This is a genomic window from Mycolicibacterium phocaicum, from assembly GCF_010731115.1.
GTDB lineage: Bacteria > Actinomycetota > Actinomycetes > Mycobacteriales > Mycobacteriaceae > Mycobacterium > Mycobacterium phocaicum.
In genome coordinates this window covers 2,717,756-2,735,182 of sequence record NZ_AP022616.1, presented here as the reverse complement: position 1 = coordinate 2,735,182, position 17,427 = coordinate 2,717,756, and the positions used below count along the sequence as shown (strand labels likewise).

Genomic DNA, 17,427 nt, shown 5'->3' with positions numbered 1-17,427 from the left:
GGCGCCCCTTCTTCGCGTCGTGCTCAGACTTCGCGCGGCCTGACCCGGCCGGCAGCTTCCGCGGCGTTGCGGCGCGCGGTGTCGATGTCTTCGGCCCGCGCCAGCGCCACACCCATCCGGCGGGTGCGGAAGCTCTCCGGCTTGCCGAACAGCCGAATGTCGGTGCCCGGCACCTGCAGCGCCTCGTCGACGCCGTCGAAGACGATGCCCTCGGCCTCGACACCGCCGTAGATCACCGCGCTGGCACCCGGGGTCTTCAGCGACGTATCCACCGGCAGACCGAGGATGGCGCGGGCGTGCAGCTCGAACTCGTTCTGCCACTGCGTGATCATGGTCGTCATACCGGTGTCGTGCGGCCGCGGGCTCACCTCGCTGAACCACACCTGGTCGCCCTTGACGAACAACTCGACGCCGAAAACGCCCTGCCCGCCAAGGTTTTCGGTGACCTTGTGCGCGATCTGCTGGGCGTTCGCCAGGGCGGCGGCCGACATCGGGTGCGGCTGCCAGCTCTCCACATAGTCGCCGGCGACCTGCCGATGCCCGATCGGTTCGCAGAACTGCGTCTCGACCTCGCCATCCGTCCCGCGCGCCCGGACGGTCAATAGCGTGATCTCGTAATCGAAGTCGACGAAGCCCTCGACGATGATCCGGGTGTTGGTGACGCGGGCCCCGCCCATGGCGTAGTCCCAGGCCTTCGCGACGTCGTCGGGGCCGTCGAGCTTGCTCTGGCCCTTGCCAGAGCTGCTCATCACGGGTTTCACGACGCACGGGTAGCCGATGCCGCCGTCAATGGCGGCTTGGAGCTCCTCGAGCGAATCGCAGAACTGGTACGGGCTCGTCGGCACCCCGAGCTCCTCGGCGGCCAGCCGCCGGATGCCCTCGCGGTCCATGGTCAGGCGGGCGGCCCGTGCGGTCGGGATCACCCGCACGACACCGGCTTCCTCGAGTTCCTGCAGCGCCGGCGTCGCGATGGCCTCGATCTCCGGCACCACGAGGTCCGGCTTCTCGGCCGCGATCAGCGCCTTCAACTGGTCGGGGTCGGTCATGGAGATGGTCCGCGCGTGGTGAGCCACCTGCTGGCCCGGCGCGTTGTCGTAGCGGTCGACGGCAATGGTCTCGACGCCCAGTCGCTGCAACGCGATCAGCACTTCGCGACCGAGTTCGCCGGAGCCGAGCAGCATGACCCTGGTCGCGTTCGGCGACAGTGGGGTTCCGATGGTGATCATTGGGCGCTGAGTCTATGGGGTCGGGTTCGATTTGGGCTGTGCGAGGTCGGCGCAGTCGTGGTCCGCCGGCCCGTTGATCCTGTACTGAGGGCGCGGGTTTCTCGCACTTTTGCGCCGCTGCGGCAGGGTCAGTGGTGTGTGCTGGTTGAGTCTGTGCTGATGGCCTCGGCTACTCGCGCTTTCGCGCCGCTGCCGCAGAATCAACGGCAAGAGCGTTGTGCACAGTGCGCGATTCGTCCACAAGCGAGGCTCGGCTGGCTGATTGCGCCGCAAATTGTGTCGGACGACGCCTGCACGGTTGCCGCTATGGACATCGACAACCAGCCGTTCATCGGCAGCGAGGCCCTGCAAGCGGGCGCCCTCAACCGTTACGAACTGCGCCGGTATTACCGCGCGATCATGCCGAACGTGTACTTGGACAAGCGGATTGATCCGTCTTTGCAGCAACGCGCTGCCGCCGCGTGGTTGTGGTCGCAGCGTGAAGCGGTGATCGCGGGCTCGACTGCATCAAGCCTGTTGGGCGCGAAGTGGATTCCGGACGACGCCGCGATCGAGCTGATCTGGCCGAATGCCCGACCGCCGCGCGGAGTCGTCACTCGCGACGACCTAATTTTTGCCGAAGAGGTCCACTCCGTCGACGGATTGCCGGTCACCACACCGGCACGTGCGGCATTCGACCTCGGACGCCGCGGGCGACTCAATGATGCCGTCGCGCGGCTCGACGCGCTCTGCGTGGCAACGGGATTCGTCACCGACGAAGTCTTGGCGCTGGCCGGGGAACATCGACACTGCCGGGGGCTTCGTCAACTGGAACGAGCCTTGGACCTCTGCGACCCGGGCGGGCAATCTCCCCAGGAAACAAGGATCCGACTGATGCTGATCGCCGAGGATTTCCCACGGCCACAGACGCAGATTCCTGTCCCCGGACCCGACGGCAATCCCAAGTACTTCCTCGATATGGGGTGGGAGGACCTGATGCTCGCGGTGGAATACGACGGGGAACAGCATGCAGATCAGCTCGGCTATGACATCGTGCGCAGTGAGTACATCGCCGGAATCGGGTGGACGGTTGTTCGGGTCGCGGCGGGCCACCGGAAGCCCGACGTGTTGGCACGAGTGAACCGAGCCTGGGACCTTGCGGTGCGCCGGCGAAATCCCGCGGCATTCAGCCTGCGGTGAGGGCCTACGCCACTTGCGACTTTGCGCCGCTGCCGCAGAGTCAACGGTGGTGACGTTGAGTCTGCGGTGAGGGCCTACGCCACTTGCAACTTTGCGCCGCTGCCGCAGGGTCAGCGGCGGGGCTGGTTGACCCTGCGGTGAGGGTCCACGCTTCTCGCGACTTTGCGCCGCCCGCGCAGAGCCGATCCCAGGAACACGTCGATTCTGTATTGAGGGCGTGGGCTTCTCGCAACTTTGCGCCGCTGCCGCAGGGTCAGCGGTGGGGCTGGTTGACCCTGCGGTGAGGGCCTACGCCACTTGCAACTTTGCGCCGCCAGCGCAGAGCCAACCCCAGAAACACGTTGACCCTGTACCTGGGGCGCATTCCACTCGAACAAATGCGCCCTGAGTACAGGGTCAACGCGAGGCGGCGGGACGCCGCTTCAGAGACTGCTTCAGAGACTTACGAAAGCCGCTCGATGATCATGGCCATACCCTGGCCACCACCGACACACATGGTCTCGATGCCGAACTGCTTGTCGTGGGTCTGCAGGTTGTTGATCAGCGTCGCGGTGATGCGGGCGCCGGTCATACCGAACGGGTGGCCGAGGGCGATGGCGCCACCGGACACGTTCAGGCGGTCCTCGTCCATGCCCAGGGCACGGGCCGAGCCCAGCACCTGCACGGCGAAGGCCTCGTTGATCTCGTAGAGGTCGACGTCACCGATGGCCATGTTGGCGCGGCCGAGGGCCTGCTTGACGGCCTCGATCGGGCCCAGGCCCATGATCTCCGGCGACAGACCCGACACACCGGTCGAGACGATGCGCGCGAGCGGGGTCAGGCCGAGGGCCTTGGCCTTCTCGTCGCTCATGATCACGAGGGCGGCGGCGCCGTCGTTCAGCGGGCAGGCGTTACCGGCGGTGATGGTGCCGTTCGGGCGGAACACCGGCTGCAGCTGGCTGATCTTCTCGTAGGTGGTGCCGGCACGCGGGCCGTCATCCTTGGAGACGATGGTGCCGTCGGGCAGGGTGACGGGGACGATCTCACGCTCGAAGAAGCCCGCGTTGATGGCTTCCTCGGCCTTGTTCTGCGAGCGGACGCCCCAGTGGTCCTGGTCCTCACGGCTGATGCCGGTGTGCAGGACGACGTTCTCGGCAGTCTGGCCCATGGCGATGTAGACATCGGGCAGGACGCCGTCCTCGCGGGGGTCGTGCCACTCGGTGGCGCCTTCGGCCTGCTTGACGGTACGGGCCTGGGCCTCGTCGAACAGCGAGTTCTTGCTGTTCGGGGCGCCGTCGGCAGCGCCGACGCCGAAGCGGGACACGGTCTCGACACCGGCCGAGATGAACACGTCGCCCTCGCCGGCCTTGATGGCGTGGAACGCCATGCGGGTGGTCTGCAGCGACGACGAGCAGTAGCGGTTGACGGTGGTGCCCGGCATGAAGTCGTAGCCGAGCTCGACGGCCACGGCGCGGCCGATGTTGTAGGCGGCCTCACCACCGGGCTGTCCGCAACCGATCATCAGGTCGGCGACATCGCGCGGGTCGAGCGCGGGCACCTTGTCCAGCGCGGCGCGCACCATCTGGGCGGCCAGGTCGTCGGGCCGCATGGTGGCCAACGAGCCCTTGACGGCACGGCCGATAGGGGAGCGGGCAGTGGAGACGATGACGGCTTCGGGCATGACGGGCTCCTAAGGATCCAAAAATAGCTTCCTGGCGAATTTATCCCGTGACAGGAGCGACGATCGGCGCGGGTACGCCTGTCGTACGCCGCCACAGGCGCGCCATGCCGGCGAGGCGGGCCAGCAGGCTCGTCACGTCCGCGGTCCGCGAGACCAGCGCGGATGCGGGCGGAGACTCAGTTGTCCACTCGCCCAACGCTTCACAGAGGGCCGGTAGCAGCTGCTGGGCGGCCAGGGAGTACCCGGCGGCCGACGGATGGAACATGTCCGGGGAGAAGAGCACCTCGGGCGCCTTGAGGAAATCGGGCGCCAGCAGGTCCGAGAACGGCACCGGCACGCCGCCGTTCGACCGGACCTGCCCGGCCTGGGCTCGGGCCAGCCGCAGGCCCCGGTTGCGGGCGACGAAGCGCAGCGGTTGCGGGATGGCTGCGATGGCGCCGAAGTCCGGACACGTGCCGACGACGACGACCGCGCCGCTGGCGCACAGGCGCTGCACCGCGTTGCCGAGGCGGCGGGCCGACTGCCCGATGCCGTTGACGGCGGTGATGTCGTTGGCGCCGATCATGATCACCGCGGCGTCGGGCGGCGGGCCGGCCACGAACATGGCATCGATCTGACCGGACAGACCCTTGGACGTGGCCCCGACGATGGCCTTGGTGGACAACCGGATTCGCTTGCCGGACTGCTGTGCCAGCCCGCGGGCGAGCAGGACGCCGGGCACCTCGTCGGCGTCGCGGCAGCCGTATCCGGTGGCGGTGGAGTCACCGAAGATCATCAGGTGCAGGTCGAACGGCACGCCGCGCTGCCATTTCTCGACGGGTCCGCCCCCGGGGCTGTAGACGCCGTCGGCGCGGGGCGGGACCTCCCATGACTTGGGGATGACCCGGCGTGCCTTGGCGGCCTGGCCGCTCAGGAGGTTTCGGGCCCCGACATACGACCCTGTCGAGGCGATGGTGGCTGCGGTCGCCAGAGCGATGGTCTTCCGGCGCGGTGCACGTCTGCCCACGGCGTTCATTCTAGGTCGGTTGCGGAGATTCGCAGGTCGATGAACCGCGGGCGGCCCGATCACGTAGTCATATCGACTGGGGCATCAATTTGGCGACTTTGATTGTTGATCTATGTAGCGGTGGCAAGCTAAGTTACGCGGGTTGTCTATTAAGTGACGTAAATAACGAAGTGCACCGGAACTACAAAGGCGTAGGAGTGGTGGCGATGACCGCACCGAGCAGGGTTGTCAGAACCCATAGTGTTGCTATAAGTGCTGCTAAGGGGCGGAAACCACGCCGCTATCCGGTCAGCGACGGCGCACCGGTAGAGATCGTCGAGGACGGTCCCAGCCTCGCCGGGCGCCTGATGTCGGTAGCCGCGACACTCGCCATCAAGTCAACTCTGACCATCGGCAGCTACGCCCCCAAGGCCCCCTGGCCGTGGGGAATGGTGGACTTCGTCGCTCGGATCATGAGGCTTGAGCCGGGCACGGTCCGCGCCACGATCGGTTTGCCGAACTGTACGGCGCACCTGGTCCGCGCCAAGGGCGTGCTGCCCGCCGACGGCCGCCGCAGCGTCATCCTCTACATGCACGGCGGCGCGTTCCTGACCTGTGGTGTGCACACCCACGGCCGCGTGGTCGGCGCGTTGTCGAAGTACGCCGACGCCCCTGTCCTGGTCGTCGACTATCGGATGATTCCGAAGCACTCGATCGGCGAGGCCCTCGAGGACTGCCACGATGCCTACCGGTGGCTGCGCCTGAAGGGCTACGAGCCGGACCAGATCGTGCTGGCCGGAGATTCGGCGGGCGGCTACCTGTCGCTCGCGCTGGCCGAGAAGCTGCAGGAGGAGGGCGAGCTGCCGGCGGCGGTGACGACGATGTCGCCGCTGTTCGAGATCGACAACGAGAGCCGGGCCCAGCACCCGAACATGAAGTCCGACGCGATGTTCCCGGCGCACGCCTTCGACGCGCTGATCGAGCTCATCGAGCACGCGGCATCACGCCACATCGTCGACGGGAAGCCCGAAGAGGTGTACGAGCCGCTCGACCACATCGAGCCCGGCCTGCCGCGCACCCTGATCCACGTGTCCGGTTCCGAGGTGCTGCTCAACGATGCCCGCAAGGCCGCGCACATGCTGGCCGCGAGCGGCGTGCCGGTCGAGGTACACGTCTGGCCCGGCCAGATGCACGTCTTCCAACTCGCTGCCCCGCTGGTCAAGGAAGCGGACCGCTCGCTGAAGCAGATCGGCGAGTACATCCGCGAGGCAACCTGGTAATCCCGCATGCGCAACCGGGGTGCGGCCTGACAACATGTACCCATGCGCATCGCCCGGCACGTCAGTGAGCTCATCGGCAATACGCCTCTGGTCCAACTGAACTCAGTTGTTCCAGCGGGGTCGGGGGTGGTGGCCGCCAAGATCGAATACCTCAACCCCGGCGGCAGCGCCAAGGACCGCATCGCGGTCAAGATGATCGACGCCGCCGAAGAGGCCGGACTGCTCAAGCCGGGCGGGACCATCGTCGAGCCCACGTCCGGCAACACCGGCGTCGGGCTCGCCATCGTGGCGCAGCAGCGCGGCTACAAGTGCATCTTCGTTTGCCCGGACAAGGTCAGCGAGGACAAGCAGAACGTGTTGCGCGCGTACGGCGCCGACGTCGTCGTCTGCCCGACGGCCGTGGCCCCCGACCACCCGGACAGCTACTACAGCGTCTCCAATCGGCTCGTCACCGAGATCGACGGCGCCTGGAAGCCGGACCAGTACTCGAACCCGAATGGCCCGGCCAGCCACTACGAGACCACCGGCCCCGAGATCTGGGCCGACACCGACGGCAAGATCACGCATTTCGTGGCGGGCGTCGGTACCGGCGGCACGATCACCGGCACCGGCCGCTACCTCAAGGAGGTCTCGGGCGGCCGGGTGAAGATCGTCGGCGTCGACCCCGAAGGCTCGGTGTACTCCGGCGGCACCGGTCGGCCATACCTGGTCGAGGGCGTCGGTGAGGACTTCTGGCCATCGGCCTACGACCCGAGCATCCCCGACGAGATCATCGCCGTCTCCGACGCCGACTCGTTCGACATGACCCGGCGCCTGGCGCGCGAAGAGGCCCTGCTGGTCGGCGGTTCCTGCGGCATGGCAGCGGTCGCGGCGATCAAGGTGGCCGAGCGCGAGGGCCCGGACGCCGTCGTCGTCGTCCTGCTGCCGGACGGCGGAAGAGGTTATCTGTCAAAGATTTTCAACGACGAGTGGATGTCGTCGTACGGCTTCCTGCGCAGCCGGTTGGACGGCACTCCGGAGGAGCACACCGTCGGAGATGTGCTGCGCGGCAAGTCCGGCGGGCTGCCGGATCTGGTCCACACCCACCCGTCGGAGACGGTGCGTGACGCCATCAGCATCCTGCGCGAGTACGGCGTCTCGCAGATGCCGGTCGTCGGGGCCGAGCCGCCGGTGATGGCCGGTGAGGTCGCGGGCAGTGTGTCCGAACGTGAGCTGCTCTCAGCGGTTTTCGAGGGCCGGGCGAAACTGGCCGACGCGGTGGCGCAGCACATGAGCCCGCCGCTGCCGCTGATCGGCGCCGGCGAGCTGGCGTCCGCGGCGGCGAAGGAATTGCGCGAGGTCGACGCCGTGATGGTCGTCGACGACGGCAAGCCCGTCGGTGTGCTGACCCGGCACGATCTGCTCGGGTTCCTGACGCAGGGCGGCTCGCGCAAATAGCCGCGTAATTGAGGGGAGATTGACTTATCTTCTCCGGTAGGGCGAGACCGCTCGCTTCTCGCTGTTCACCTTTGGAAAGGCCGCAATGACCGAGTACCCGCCACCGCCGCCCGGGAATTTCCCGCCGCCGCCCCCGGGCAATTTCCCGCCGCCCCCGCCCGGCGGTTACCAGCCGGTCGGTGGATATCCCGGCGCCGGCGGGCCGCCGGACAACAACCTGGTGTGGGGCATCCTCGTCACCATCTTCTGCTGCCTGCCGTTCGGCATCGTGTCGATCGTCAAGGCGACGCAGGTATCCGGACTGTGGGCGCAGGGCCGGCCCGACCTGGCACAGGCCGCCGCCGATGATGCCAAGAAGTGGGCCATGTGGGGCGCCATCGCCGGTGCTGTCGTGGCCGTGCTCTACATCATCTTCGTCGTTGTGCTCGGCGCGTTCTCCTTCTCGACGTCGTCCTATTCGGGATAGGTCGCACCTCAAATGCAACACCTCCAGCGGCCCAAGGCGGTTAGTCCGCTCCTTGGGCCGCTCGGTGTTGCGGCCGGCGCCGGCGTGGTGTGCTGCGCGATCTGGCTGAGCAATCCGACGGTGCCGGGTGGCCCGATGCCGGTCTGCCCCACCAAGGCGCTGCTGGGTATCGATTGCCCGGGCTGCGGCAGCATGCGAATGCTGTATTCGCTGATGCACGGCGACTTTTCGGCTGCGTTGCATTTCAATGCGGTTGGCCTGGTCGCATTGGTATTGCTCGTCTGGTCCTATGGCGCATGGACGTACGGCCGCGTCGTGGGCCGAAGAATAACCAGTTGGCAGCATCGGGGCTGGGCCGCTCCGGCCGTTTTGACGGTAATGTGCATTTGGTTTGTTATTCGCAATGTGCCGATAGCGCCGTTCATTTCGTTGTACGTGTAGTTCACGTTTGTAATCAGAAACGCCACATCACATCGCTCGGAGGGACGAAAGATGACGGACCAACCGACGGACGGCACTCCGCCGGACGCCAATAAGCCGACGGAGTACATTCCGCAGCCACCGCCGGGTGGGTTCCCCCCGCCGCCACCTCCGGGAGGCGCTCCGACGGAATACATTCCGCAGGCACCGCAGGGTGGCTACCCGCCCCCGCCGCAGGGTGGCTACCCGCCGCCTCCGGGCGGAGGATTCCCGCCCCCGCCGCAGGGCGGCTACCCGCCTCCTCCGGGGCAGGGTGGATACGCCCCGCCGCCCCCGCCTCCGGGTGGTGCCTACCCGCCGCCCCCGCCGCCGCAGGGTGGCTTCGCGCCGCCGCCGCCAGGGGCATACCCGCCGGCCGGCTACCAGTACGGTGCGCCGGGCGGTGCCGCCCCGTTCAGCGTCGGCGACGCGCTGTCGTGGGCGTGGAACAAGTTCACCAAGAACCCGGCGCCGCTGATCGTGTCGGTGTTGGTCTACGGCCTCATCGTCGGTGTCATCGCCGGCATCGTGCAGTTCAGTGCCCTGGGATTGGCTGACACTTCCGTTTCGAGCTACTCGGCAGACGACGCCGGCTTCAGCTACTCGTACAACGTCACCTCACTGGGACCGGCCAGCATCGCCATCCTGGTGCTCGGTTACCTCGTGTTGCTGGTGGTCGCGGCGGCCATCTCGTCGGCTCAGTACGTCGGCCTGCTCGGCATCGCCGACGGACAACCGACCACCATCGGGTCGTTCTTCAAGCCGCGCTACATCGGGCCGATGATCGTCCTGACGCTCATCGTCGGTGTGCTCGTCGGTATCGGGTATGTGTTGTGCGTGATCCCCGGTCTGATCGTCGCGCTGTTCGCGATATTCGCGCACCCGATCCTGGTTGATCGCAACCTGTCGCCGATCGATTCGCTGAAGGCCAGCATCGAGATCGTGAAAGCCAATGTCGGACAGGTGATCCTGGTCTGGCTGGTGGCCGGCTTGATCGCCGCGGCCGGCATCCTCGCCTGTGGCGTCGGTGTCCTGGTCTCCGGTCCGGTCGCCTCGCTGATGCTGGTGTACACCTACCGTCGCCTCAGCGGTGGTCAGGTCGCCCCGCTGACGCCGTAACGCCGTGGCCTGTTCGGGGGCACGCCGGTCGCGGCCCCCGAACAGGCATGACGGCAGCACCCCATGAGACAGGACGACTTGAACTACACACCCTGGTGGGCCCGCGTGGTGGCCAGCCTGATCGACCGGGTCCCGCCGCTGTTCGTCATCATCGTCGGCGGTCTGATCGAGCGCTCCCAGCGCGTTACGAAATGCCTTGCCGACCAAGCGGACTACAGCATCGGCCCGTACTGCGCCACCGGGAACTCTGTCGCCGGTGTGCTGATCTGGCTGGCCGGACTCGTCGTCGCGCTGTTGTTCATGGTGTGGAATCACGGCTATCTGCAGGGCACCACGGGCTCCAGCCTGGGTAAGCGGGTGTTGCATTTCCAGGTGATCGACGAAAAGACGGGGGAGCCCGTCGGTTTCGGTCGCTCGGTGGTGCGGCAGCTGGCCCACGTCGCCGACGCCGTCCCGGTGTTCGCCGGTTACCTGTTCCCGTTGTGGGACGCCAAGCGGCAGACCCTGGCCGACAAGATCATGTCGACCGTCTGCGTGTCGACGCGATGATGGCGTACGCCCCGTGGTGGCGGCGAGCCGCTGCCACGGTCATCGACCTGCTGCCCCTGCTGGTACTCACCGCGGCCGGTGCGGCACTGGTGTGGTTCACGCGAGACCGGCTGTGCGACACCGATACTTCCGCGTTCGACGGCGGCGCCCAATGTGGCGACGGCTACTCGACGCTGGGCTACGTCAGCCTGGTTGTCACCTGGGCGCTCATGGTCGGTTATCTGGTCTGGAACTTCGGCTACCGCCAGGGACGCACCGGCGCCAGCCTCGGCAAGACCGCCCTGCGCGTCCGGGTCGTCGGTCAAACCTCAGGGACGCCAATAGGTTTCGGGCGCTCACTGCTCCGGCAGGCGGTACACCTGGCCGACCTGTCGATCGTCGGCTATCTGTGGCCGCTGTGGGACGCCAAGCGACAGACGTTCGCCGACATGGTGATGGAGACCGTCTGCGTGACGCCGCCGCGCACGCGCACCCCTGTCAGCGGAACGCACTGACCCCCGTCAGCGCCTGCCCGATCACCAGCTGGTGCACCTCGGACGTGCCCTCGTAGGTAAGCACCGACTCCAGGTTGTTGGCGTGCCGGATCACCGGGTACTCGAGGGTGATGCCGTTGGCGCCCAACAGGGTTCGGCACTGACGGGCGATCTTGATGGCCTCGCGGACGTTGTTCAGCTTGCCGACGCTCACCTGCTCGGGCTGGATCTTCCCGGCGTCCTTGAGCCGGCCGAGCTGCAGGGCGAGCAGCTGCGCCTTGCCGAGTTCGACGGCCATGTCGGCGATCTTGGCCTGCGTCAGTTGGTATTCCGCGAGCGTCTTGTCGAAAACCGTGCGCGTGCCGACGTAGTCCAGCGTCGCCTGCAGGCAGTCGCGCGCCGCGCCCACCGCGCCGAACACGATGCCGAACCGCGCCTCCGACAGGCAGCTCAGCGGGCCGGACAGACCACGCGCCCCGGGCAGCCGCGCGGACTCGGGGAGCCGGACGTCGTCGAGGCTGAATTCGGAGGTGACCGAGGCTCGCAGCGACATCTTGCGCGTCATCTCGCGGGCGCTGAAACCCGGTGTGTCCGTGGGTACCGCGAATCCCAGCACACCTTCCTCGGCGCGCGCCCACACCACCGCGACATCGGCGACCGAGGCGTTGGTGATCCACATCTTCGAGCCGTTGAGGACCCAGTCGTCGCCGTCCCGTCGGGCGGTGGTGCGCATGCCGCCGGGGTTGGAGCCGAAGTCCGGTTCGGTGAGACCGAAGCAGCCGATCAGATCGCCCGCGGCCATGCCCGGCAGCCACTGCTCGCGCTGTTCCTCGCTGCCCCAGTGATGGATCGCGAACATGGCCAGCGAGCCCTGCACCGACACCAGTGACCGGATGCCGCTGTCCACGGCCTCCAGCTCCTGGCACACCAGCCCGTAGGCCGTCGCCGTCGACCCGCTGCAGCCGTACCCGGTGAGGTGCATGCCGAGCAGGCCCAGCTTGCCCACCTCGGTGGCGATCTCGCGTACCGGAACCGAACCGTTCTCGAACCACTCGGCGATGTAGGGACGCAGCCGTTGCTCGCCGAACTGGCGCACCATGGTGCGCAATTCGATGTCCTCGGCGCTCAACAGGTCGTCGGTGCCGAGCAGATTGTCGATCGAGGCTGTCATGGTGCAGTTCTACACCGGGAGTTCGGCGTAAAGCGAGAGGCGGCCCCGGCTACGCTGGTCGCTCAGGGACAGACGGGGTGGACGATGACTGAGCAGGAACAGAACCAGGGTGCGGGCGAGCCGGAGGCTTCGACCCCGGCCTACGGTATGCCGCCGCTCCCGGCCTACGGCACGGAGCCGTACCCGTCGATGCCGGCGCCCGAGCCGTTCCCCCCGCCGCCGGTCACCGGTTTCCCTGGTCCGGGCTACCCGCCGCCGGTCGCGCCGTATCCGCCTGTGGCCCAGGGATATCCGGGTATGCCGCCGATGCCCGGCATGATGCCGATGGGTTATGCGCCGGTGCCGAAGACGAACGGCCTGGCCATCGCGTCGTTGGTCTGTTCACTGCTGGGCTTGGCGACGTGTGCGGCCACCTCGATCCTCGGGGTGATCTTCGGGCACCTCGCCAAGTCGCAGATCAAGCAGAGCGGCGAGGAGGGCGAGGGCATGGCTCTCGCGGGTTTGATCGTCGGCTACATCGGGCTGGCGCTTTTCGCGCTGATCGCGATCTTCTATTTCGGCCTGATCGCGCTCATCGTGGGCAGCAGCGGCACCACCACCTACTAGACGGGACCTGACCAATGACGAATCCCTACCAGCCCGCCGACGGGTCCGGTCAGCAGCAGCCGGGCGAGCCGCCGTTCAGCGGCCACGAATACCCGGGGTACTCCCAGCAGCCCGGTTTCCAACAGCCCGGTTACCCGCCGCCCGGGTACCCGCAGCAGCCGGGTTACCCGCCGCCGGGCTACGGCTACGCGCCGCAGTACGTGGCCGACCCGTCCGCGCCCTGGGGCCGTGATCCCCTGACGGGGCTGCCGTTGTCGGACAAGTCCAAGGTGACGGCCGGCCTGCTGCAGATCCTGTTGGGCACCTTCGGCGTCGGGCGATTTTATCTGGGCTACACGACCATCGGCGTGCTCCAGCTCGTCGTCTCGCTGGTGACCTGCGGCATCGGTGCCATCTGGCCGCTGATCGACGGCATCATGATCCTGATGGGGAACGTTCCCGACCCCCAAGGGCGCAAGCTCCGCGACTAGGCTGGCGCCTGTGAGTGAGCAGCGCAGCCAGGCAGACCACTACCGCGCCTACGGACCGTCGACCCGGGCCATTCATGCCGGGTTCCGGCCGGACCCGCAGACCGGTGCCGTCAACACCCCCATCTACGCCAGTTCGACGTTCGCGCAGGACGGCGTGGGCGGGCTGCGCGGCGGATTCGAGTACGCCCGCACGGGCAACCCGACCCGGGCGGCGCTGGAGACACTGCTGGCCGCGGTCGAGGGCGGGCACTACGGCCGGGCGTTCAGCTCCGGCATGGCGGCCACCGACTGCGCGCTGCGCGCCGTGCTGCGTCCGGGCGACCACATCGTCATCCCCGACGACGCCTACGGCGGCACCTTCCGCCTGATCGACAAGGTCTTCACGCAGTGGGGTATCACGCACACGCCGGCGCAGCTGTCGAACCTCGACGAGGTGCGCGCGGCGATCACCTCGAAGACCCGGCTGATCTGGGTGGAGACCCCGACCAACCCGCTGTTGTCCATCGCCGACATCGCGGCCATCGTGCAGATCGGCGCCACATCGGGCGTGAAGGTGTTGGTGGACAACACCTTTGCCTCGCCGGCGCTGCAGCAGCCGTTGGCCCTCGGGGCGGACATCGTGTTGCACTCGACCACCAAGTACATCGGCGGGCACTCGGACGTCGTCGGCGGCGCGCTGGTGACCAACGACGAAGAACTCGACGCGAAATTCGCGTTCCTGCAGAACGGTGCCGGTGCGGTGCCGGGCCCGTTCGACGCCTACCTGACCTATCGCGGTCTGAAGACGCTGCCGCTGCGCATGCAGCGGCACTGCGAAAACGCCTTGCGGGTGGCCGAATTCCTCAACGACCACAAGGCCGTCGCGACGGTGCTGTACCCGGGTCTGTCGAGTCATCCGGGCTACGAGGTGGCGGCCAAGCAGATGAGCGGTTTCGGCGGCATGGTGTCGGTGCGGCTGCGCGGCGGCGAGCAGGCCGCCCGCGAATTATGCTCGCGCACAGAGATTTTCATTCTCGCCGAGTCGCTCGGTGGCGTGGAGTCGCTGATCGAGCATCCGGGCGCCATGACGCACGCGTCGACCGCCGGCTCGCAGTTGGAGGTGCCGAACGACCTGGTCCGGCTGTCGGTCGGCATCGAGGATGTGGCCGACCTGATCGGGGACCTGGAGCAGGCGCTGGGTTAAACCAGCGCGCCCCGTACCGCGGCGGCCGTGACCGCGAGGTTCACCTCGGCGACGCCGGTCTCGTATTCGTTGACCCAGTGGCCGCTGGCGATGTCGCCGGCGCGGGCATGCACCCACCGCCAGCCGCGGTCGTTGAGGCTCATCAGCGAACCCAGACCGTCGACGGTGTGCAGCAGCGTCACGATGGCTGCCGTCGCCGGCGCGGGCGGTCGGCGGTCGAACAATGCCGACAGCATCGCCGCGCGCGCCTGCCCGACGCGGGCCCGGTCCGTCAACGGCAGGGCGTAGTGCGGCCGGAACCTGTTGCCGCCCAACGGTTGCCGACGCAGCTGCCCGGCGTGCTGCAGCTGGTCGATGAGACTGTCCTCGGTGCCTTTGCGCAATTTCGACATCACGGCAGCGGGCCGCCGCGGTCGCTGGCGAAGCAGGTCCAGTGCCGGCGCGGACACCGCGTCGACGGTGCCGTCGCCGGACAGGGCCACCAGGTGGCCGTCGGGTGCGCCGTCACCTGGCGCGGCGGGCCGAATACGGCACGCCAGCGCCAGGTCCAGCAGGACGGCACCGGACAACACCCGGTGCCGACGTGGTTGATCCAGACCCGGCTGTGCGGACGAATTGTCCAGGAGCAGCAGATACAGGTCTTCGGCGATCTGAGCCATGAATGTCAGCTGGTGGCCGGCGAAGTAGGGCCGGCCGTCGCAGGGCTAGGCGTGATAGGGCTCGGCCTTGACCAGCGTGACCTTGACGGTGGCGCCGCTGGGCACCGTGTAGCTGCGCTCCTCGCCGACCTTGGCGTCGATCAGCGCGTGGCCGAGCGGCGAGTTGGGGGAGTACACCTCGAGCTTGCCGTCGGTGACGCCTTCCTGGCGGGTGGCGATGAGGAACGTCTCGGTGTCGTTCTGGTCGTCGTCGTAGTAGACGGTCACGACCGAGCCGGGCAGCGCCACACCGGACTTCTTCGGTGCCTCGCCGACCTTGGCGTTGTTGAGCAGTTCCTGCAGCTGACGGATGCGGGCTTCCTGCTGGCCCTGCTCTTCGCGGGCCGCGTGGTAGCCGCCGTTCTCGCGGAGGTCGCCCTCTTCGCGGCGGTCGTTGATCTCGGCAGCGATGACCGGGCGGTTGGCGATCAGCTGATCGAGCTCGGCCTTCAGGCGCTCGAATGCTTCTTCGGTGAGCCAGGTGACCTGGGTATCGGTCATGTCTGCTGCTCTCCTGTCGTTGTAAGCGTGCGTGTATGCCCGGGCGGTGTGTCCGGGGTTGCCCCGTTGCTTGGGGCCGGCGGTGCTGCGATCGCGACGGCAGGTCCAGGTCCCCCCAGAAGGTGCCAGCAGGTGCCCGCTAATGCAGCAATACACGGCCCCAGTCGGAACCGTGTACTGAGCAAGCGTACCACTTGGGCGTCTCCAAACGGTCATGATTTCGCAGTTCGGAGTTCGCCGGACGGTTGGTCACCCGGCCGGTGTTCAGGGCGCGACGAGGTACGACGGCACGTCGGTGCCACAGCCGTAGACGTCGCCGACGACCGGCGGTTTTGTGGACTTCACGACGGCCGTCACCTGGACCGTCTTGGCCTCTGCCGGCACGACGAGAATCTCGCGCCGCCCGGTTTCGCTGCCGTCGAGCGCCCTCGCCCGCACGATGCACACCGCCGGCGTGGACGGGTCCTCGCGCGTGACCGAGATGGTCACCGCAACGGTTTCGTTGTCGATGAGTTTGTAGGTGCTCAACTCGCCCTTGACGGGGGACGTCCCCAGGCGCTGGAAACCGACGAACGCGAGCGCCACACCAGCGACGACGATGAGGAGCGTGAGGCCGATCGCGATGCGGCGACGGGTCAGCCGGGACATGCGCTGGCGCCCGTAGCGGGCGGTCGGACGCTCGATCATGGCTACTTTGGGTGCCCCATCGGTCGGTTCGGAATGCTTGGACTGGAACTATAGGACCCAGCGACATGGTTGGACTGCAGCGAGTTGTCCCACCGAGTAGAGACAGTAGGTAAGGCACACGTGAGCGAACTGCGGTTGATGGCGGTGCACGCGCACCCCGACGACGAGTCGAGCAAGGGTGCGGCCACCATGGCCAAGTACGCGGCCAACGGCGTCCGGGTCATGGTCGTGACCCTGACCGGCGGCGAGCGCGGCGACATCCTGAATCCGGCGATGGACCTGCCCGAGGTGCACGGCCGCATCCATGAGGTCCGCCGTGACGAGATGGCCAGGGCCGCCGAAATCCTCGGCGTCGAGCACCACTGGCTGGGGTTCGTCGACTCCGGGCTGCCCGAGGGTGACCCGCTGCCGCCGCTGCCCGACGGCTGCTTCGCGGTGGTGCCGATCGAAGAGCCCGTCCGCCGGCTGGTGCGGGTGATCCGCGAGTTCCGGCCGCACGTGATCACCACGTACGACGAGAACGGCGGCTACCCGCACCCCGACCACATCCGCACTCACCAGGTGTCGATGGCCGCCTACGAAGCGGCCGCCGACCATGTGCAGTTCCCCGAAGAGGGCGAGCCCTGGAGCATCTCGAAGCTGTACTACGGCCACGGTTTCCTGCGTCGGCGCATGCAGCTGCTGCAGGACGAGTTCGCCAAGCACGGCGAGGTCGGGCCGTTCGAGAAGTGGCTGCAGCACTGGGACCCCGAGCACGATCCCTTCGCCAACCGGGTGACGACCCGCATCGAGTGCGCCGACTTCTTCGAGCAGCGGGACCGCGCGTTGCTGGCGCATGCCACGCAGATCGACCCGAACGGTGACTTCTTCCGCGCGCCCATCGAATGGCAGCAGCGGCTGTGGCCGACCGAGGAGTACGAATTGGCCCGATCCAGGGTTCCGGTGACGTTGCCCGAGACCGATCTGTTCACGGGAGTATCGCTGTGATTTCTGTTCCGCTCACCATCCTGCTGGCCGAAGGTCCGCGCCAGACGGGGCCCGACTTCGGCAAGGCCAGCCCGGCCGGGCTGGTGATCACGCTGATCCTGTTGATCGCCGTGGTGGCCCTGGTCTGGTCGATGAACCGGCACCTTCGCAAGCTGCCCGAATCCTTCGACCCCGCGCATCCCGAGCCGGATCAGGCGGTCGACGACGGCACCGTCGGCGGCGTGCCGCACGAGGCGCCGACGAGCGACGCCGGACCCGACGGCACTACAAAGCCAGAAGCTGGGTAACACT

Annotated in this window: 20 protein-coding genes; 13 read left to right on the top strand and 7 right to left on the bottom strand. The window is 67.5% G+C overall.

The features are described 5' to 3' along the window. Positions 1 to 23 precede the first annotated feature (23 nt). The gene (gene purT, locus G6N46_RS13175; protein WP_138248153.1) at positions 24 to 1,226 is read right to left on the bottom strand and encodes a formate-dependent phosphoribosylglycinamide formyltransferase; all 1,203 of its coding nucleotides are present in this window, start codon (positions 1,224 to 1,226) and stop codon (positions 24 to 26) included. Positions 1,227 to 1,538: 312 nt separating this feature from the next. Here purT and G6N46_RS13170 point away from each other — a divergent pair, with 312 nt between their 5' ends. Continuing rightward, positions 1,539 to 2,405 (top strand): endonuclease domain-containing protein, encoded by an 867-nt coding sequence (locus tag G6N46_RS13170; RefSeq protein WP_234880560.1) that lies wholly within the window; start codon positions 1,539 to 1,541, stop codon positions 2,403 to 2,405. A gap of 442 nt (positions 2,406 to 2,847) precedes the next feature. Here G6N46_RS13170 and G6N46_RS13165 read toward each other — a convergent pair whose 3' ends face one another. Continuing rightward, positions 2,848 to 4,065: an acetyl-CoA C-acetyltransferase gene (locus G6N46_RS13165; protein ID WP_138248154.1), complete on the bottom strand. Its 1,218-nt coding sequence runs from the start codon at positions 4,063 to 4,065 to the stop codon at positions 2,848 to 2,850. A 40-nt stretch (positions 4,066 to 4,105) separates the two neighbouring features. Next, the gene (locus G6N46_RS13160; RefSeq protein WP_138248155.1) at positions 4,106 to 5,071 is read right to left on the bottom strand and encodes an SGNH/GDSL hydrolase family protein; all 966 of its coding nucleotides are present in this window, start codon (positions 5,069 to 5,071) and stop codon (positions 4,106 to 4,108) included. Between the two features lie 206 nt (positions 5,072 to 5,277). Here G6N46_RS13160 and G6N46_RS13155 point away from each other — a divergent pair, with 206 nt between their 5' ends. From G6N46_RS13155 to G6N46_RS13125, 7 genes are all read left to right on the top strand, one after another. After that, positions 5,278 to 6,330, top strand: coding sequence for an alpha/beta hydrolase (locus G6N46_RS13155; RefSeq protein ID WP_138248156.1), 1,053 nt, complete (start codon positions 5,278 to 5,280; stop codon positions 6,328 to 6,330). 42 nt (positions 6,331 to 6,372) lie between these two features. Further along, positions 6,373 to 7,767, top strand: coding sequence for a cystathionine beta-synthase (locus G6N46_RS13150; RefSeq protein ID WP_061004953.1), 1,395 nt, complete (start codon positions 6,373 to 6,375; stop codon positions 7,765 to 7,767). Between the two features lie 85 nt (positions 7,768 to 7,852). Then, entirely contained in the window at positions 7,853 to 8,233 is a 381-nt protein-coding gene (locus G6N46_RS13145) for a CD225/dispanin family protein (protein WP_133425507.1), read from the top strand. Positions 8,234 to 8,245: 12 nt separating this feature from the next. Further along, the gene (locus G6N46_RS13140) at positions 8,246 to 8,674 is read left to right on the top strand and encodes a DUF2752 domain-containing protein (protein WP_138248157.1); all 429 of its coding nucleotides are present in this window, start codon (positions 8,246 to 8,248) and stop codon (positions 8,672 to 8,674) included. 51 nt (positions 8,675 to 8,725) lie between these two features. After that, positions 8,726 to 9,811, top strand: coding sequence for a DUF2189 domain-containing protein (locus tag G6N46_RS13135; RefSeq protein ID WP_163692742.1), 1,086 nt, complete (start codon positions 8,726 to 8,728; stop codon positions 9,809 to 9,811). Between the two features lie 63 nt (positions 9,812 to 9,874). Then, the gene (locus G6N46_RS13130) at positions 9,875 to 10,360 is read left to right on the top strand and encodes an Rv1078 family RDD domain-containing protein (protein ID WP_138248158.1); all 486 of its coding nucleotides are present in this window, start codon (positions 9,875 to 9,877) and stop codon (positions 10,358 to 10,360) included. After that, entirely contained in the window at positions 10,357 to 10,854 is a 498-nt protein-coding gene (locus G6N46_RS13125; protein ID WP_234880557.1) for an Rv1078 family RDD domain-containing protein, read from the top strand. Before G6N46_RS13130 ends, G6N46_RS13125 begins: the two co-directional genes overlap by 4 nt. On the opposite strand, the gene G6N46_RS13120 is transcribed toward G6N46_RS13125, so the two are convergent. Beyond that, complete coding sequence (locus G6N46_RS13120; RefSeq protein ID WP_110767579.1) at positions 10,838 to 12,004, bottom strand: acyl-CoA dehydrogenase family protein; 1,167 nt, start codon at positions 12,002 to 12,004, stop codon at positions 10,838 to 10,840. The two genes, G6N46_RS13125 and G6N46_RS13120, sit on opposite strands and share 17 nt — an antisense overlap. Before the next feature lie 84 nt (positions 12,005 to 12,088). Here G6N46_RS13120 and G6N46_RS13115 point away from each other — a divergent pair, with 84 nt between their 5' ends. The 3 genes from G6N46_RS13115 to G6N46_RS13105 are packed head-to-tail and all read left to right on the top strand — an operon-like array spanning position 12,089 to position 14,263. Continuing rightward, positions 12,089 to 12,610, top strand: a complete 522-nt coding sequence (locus tag G6N46_RS13115) for a DUF4190 domain-containing protein (RefSeq protein ID WP_138248159.1) — start codon at positions 12,089 to 12,091, stop codon at positions 12,608 to 12,610. 14 nt (positions 12,611 to 12,624) lie between these two features. Next, positions 12,625 to 13,080: a TM2 domain-containing protein gene (locus G6N46_RS13110; RefSeq protein ID WP_138248160.1), complete on the top strand. Its 456-nt coding sequence runs from the start codon at positions 12,625 to 12,627 to the stop codon at positions 13,078 to 13,080. Between the two features lie 10 nt (positions 13,081 to 13,090). Further along, a complete protein-coding gene (locus G6N46_RS13105; protein WP_061001766.1) occupies positions 13,091 to 14,263 on the top strand; it encodes a cystathionine gamma-synthase in 1,173 nt (390 codons plus the stop codon). Here G6N46_RS13105 and G6N46_RS13100 read toward each other — a convergent pair. The 3 genes from G6N46_RS13100 to G6N46_RS13090 all read right to left on the bottom strand — a co-directional run bounded on the left by G6N46_RS13100 (position 14,260) and on the right by G6N46_RS13090 (position 16,149). Then, positions 14,260 to 14,922 (bottom strand): GOLPH3/VPS74 family protein, encoded by a 663-nt coding sequence (locus G6N46_RS13100; RefSeq protein ID WP_138248161.1) that lies wholly within the window; start codon positions 14,920 to 14,922, stop codon positions 14,260 to 14,262. The two genes, G6N46_RS13105 and G6N46_RS13100, sit on opposite strands and share 4 nt — an antisense overlap. Positions 14,923 to 14,967: 45 nt before the next feature. Then, on the bottom strand, positions 14,968 to 15,462 hold the full coding sequence (gene greA / locus G6N46_RS13095) for a transcription elongation factor GreA (RefSeq protein WP_061001764.1): 495 nt from the start codon (positions 15,460 to 15,462) through the stop codon (positions 14,968 to 14,970). 264 nt (positions 15,463 to 15,726) lie between these two features. Next, positions 15,727 to 16,149, bottom strand: a complete 423-nt coding sequence (locus G6N46_RS13090; RefSeq protein WP_138248162.1) for a DUF4307 domain-containing protein — start codon at positions 16,147 to 16,149, stop codon at positions 15,727 to 15,729. A gap of 120 nt (positions 16,150 to 16,269) precedes the next feature. Here G6N46_RS13090 and mca point away from each other — a divergent pair, with 120 nt between their 5' ends. Together mca and G6N46_RS13080 are read left to right on the top strand one after the other, a co-directional pair. Next, positions 16,270 to 17,136 carry a mycothiol conjugate amidase Mca gene (gene mca / locus G6N46_RS13085; RefSeq protein ID WP_138248163.1) on the top strand — a complete coding sequence of 289 codons (867 nt, stop codon included), beginning with the start codon at positions 16,270 to 16,272 and terminating at the stop codon, positions 17,134 to 17,136. Beyond that, positions 17,133 to 17,423, top strand: coding sequence for a hypothetical protein (locus tag G6N46_RS13080; protein ID WP_138248164.1), 291 nt, complete (start codon positions 17,133 to 17,135; stop codon positions 17,421 to 17,423). Before mca ends, G6N46_RS13080 begins: the two co-directional genes overlap by 4 nt. The last annotated feature ends 4 nt before the right edge of the window (positions 17,424 to 17,427 follow it).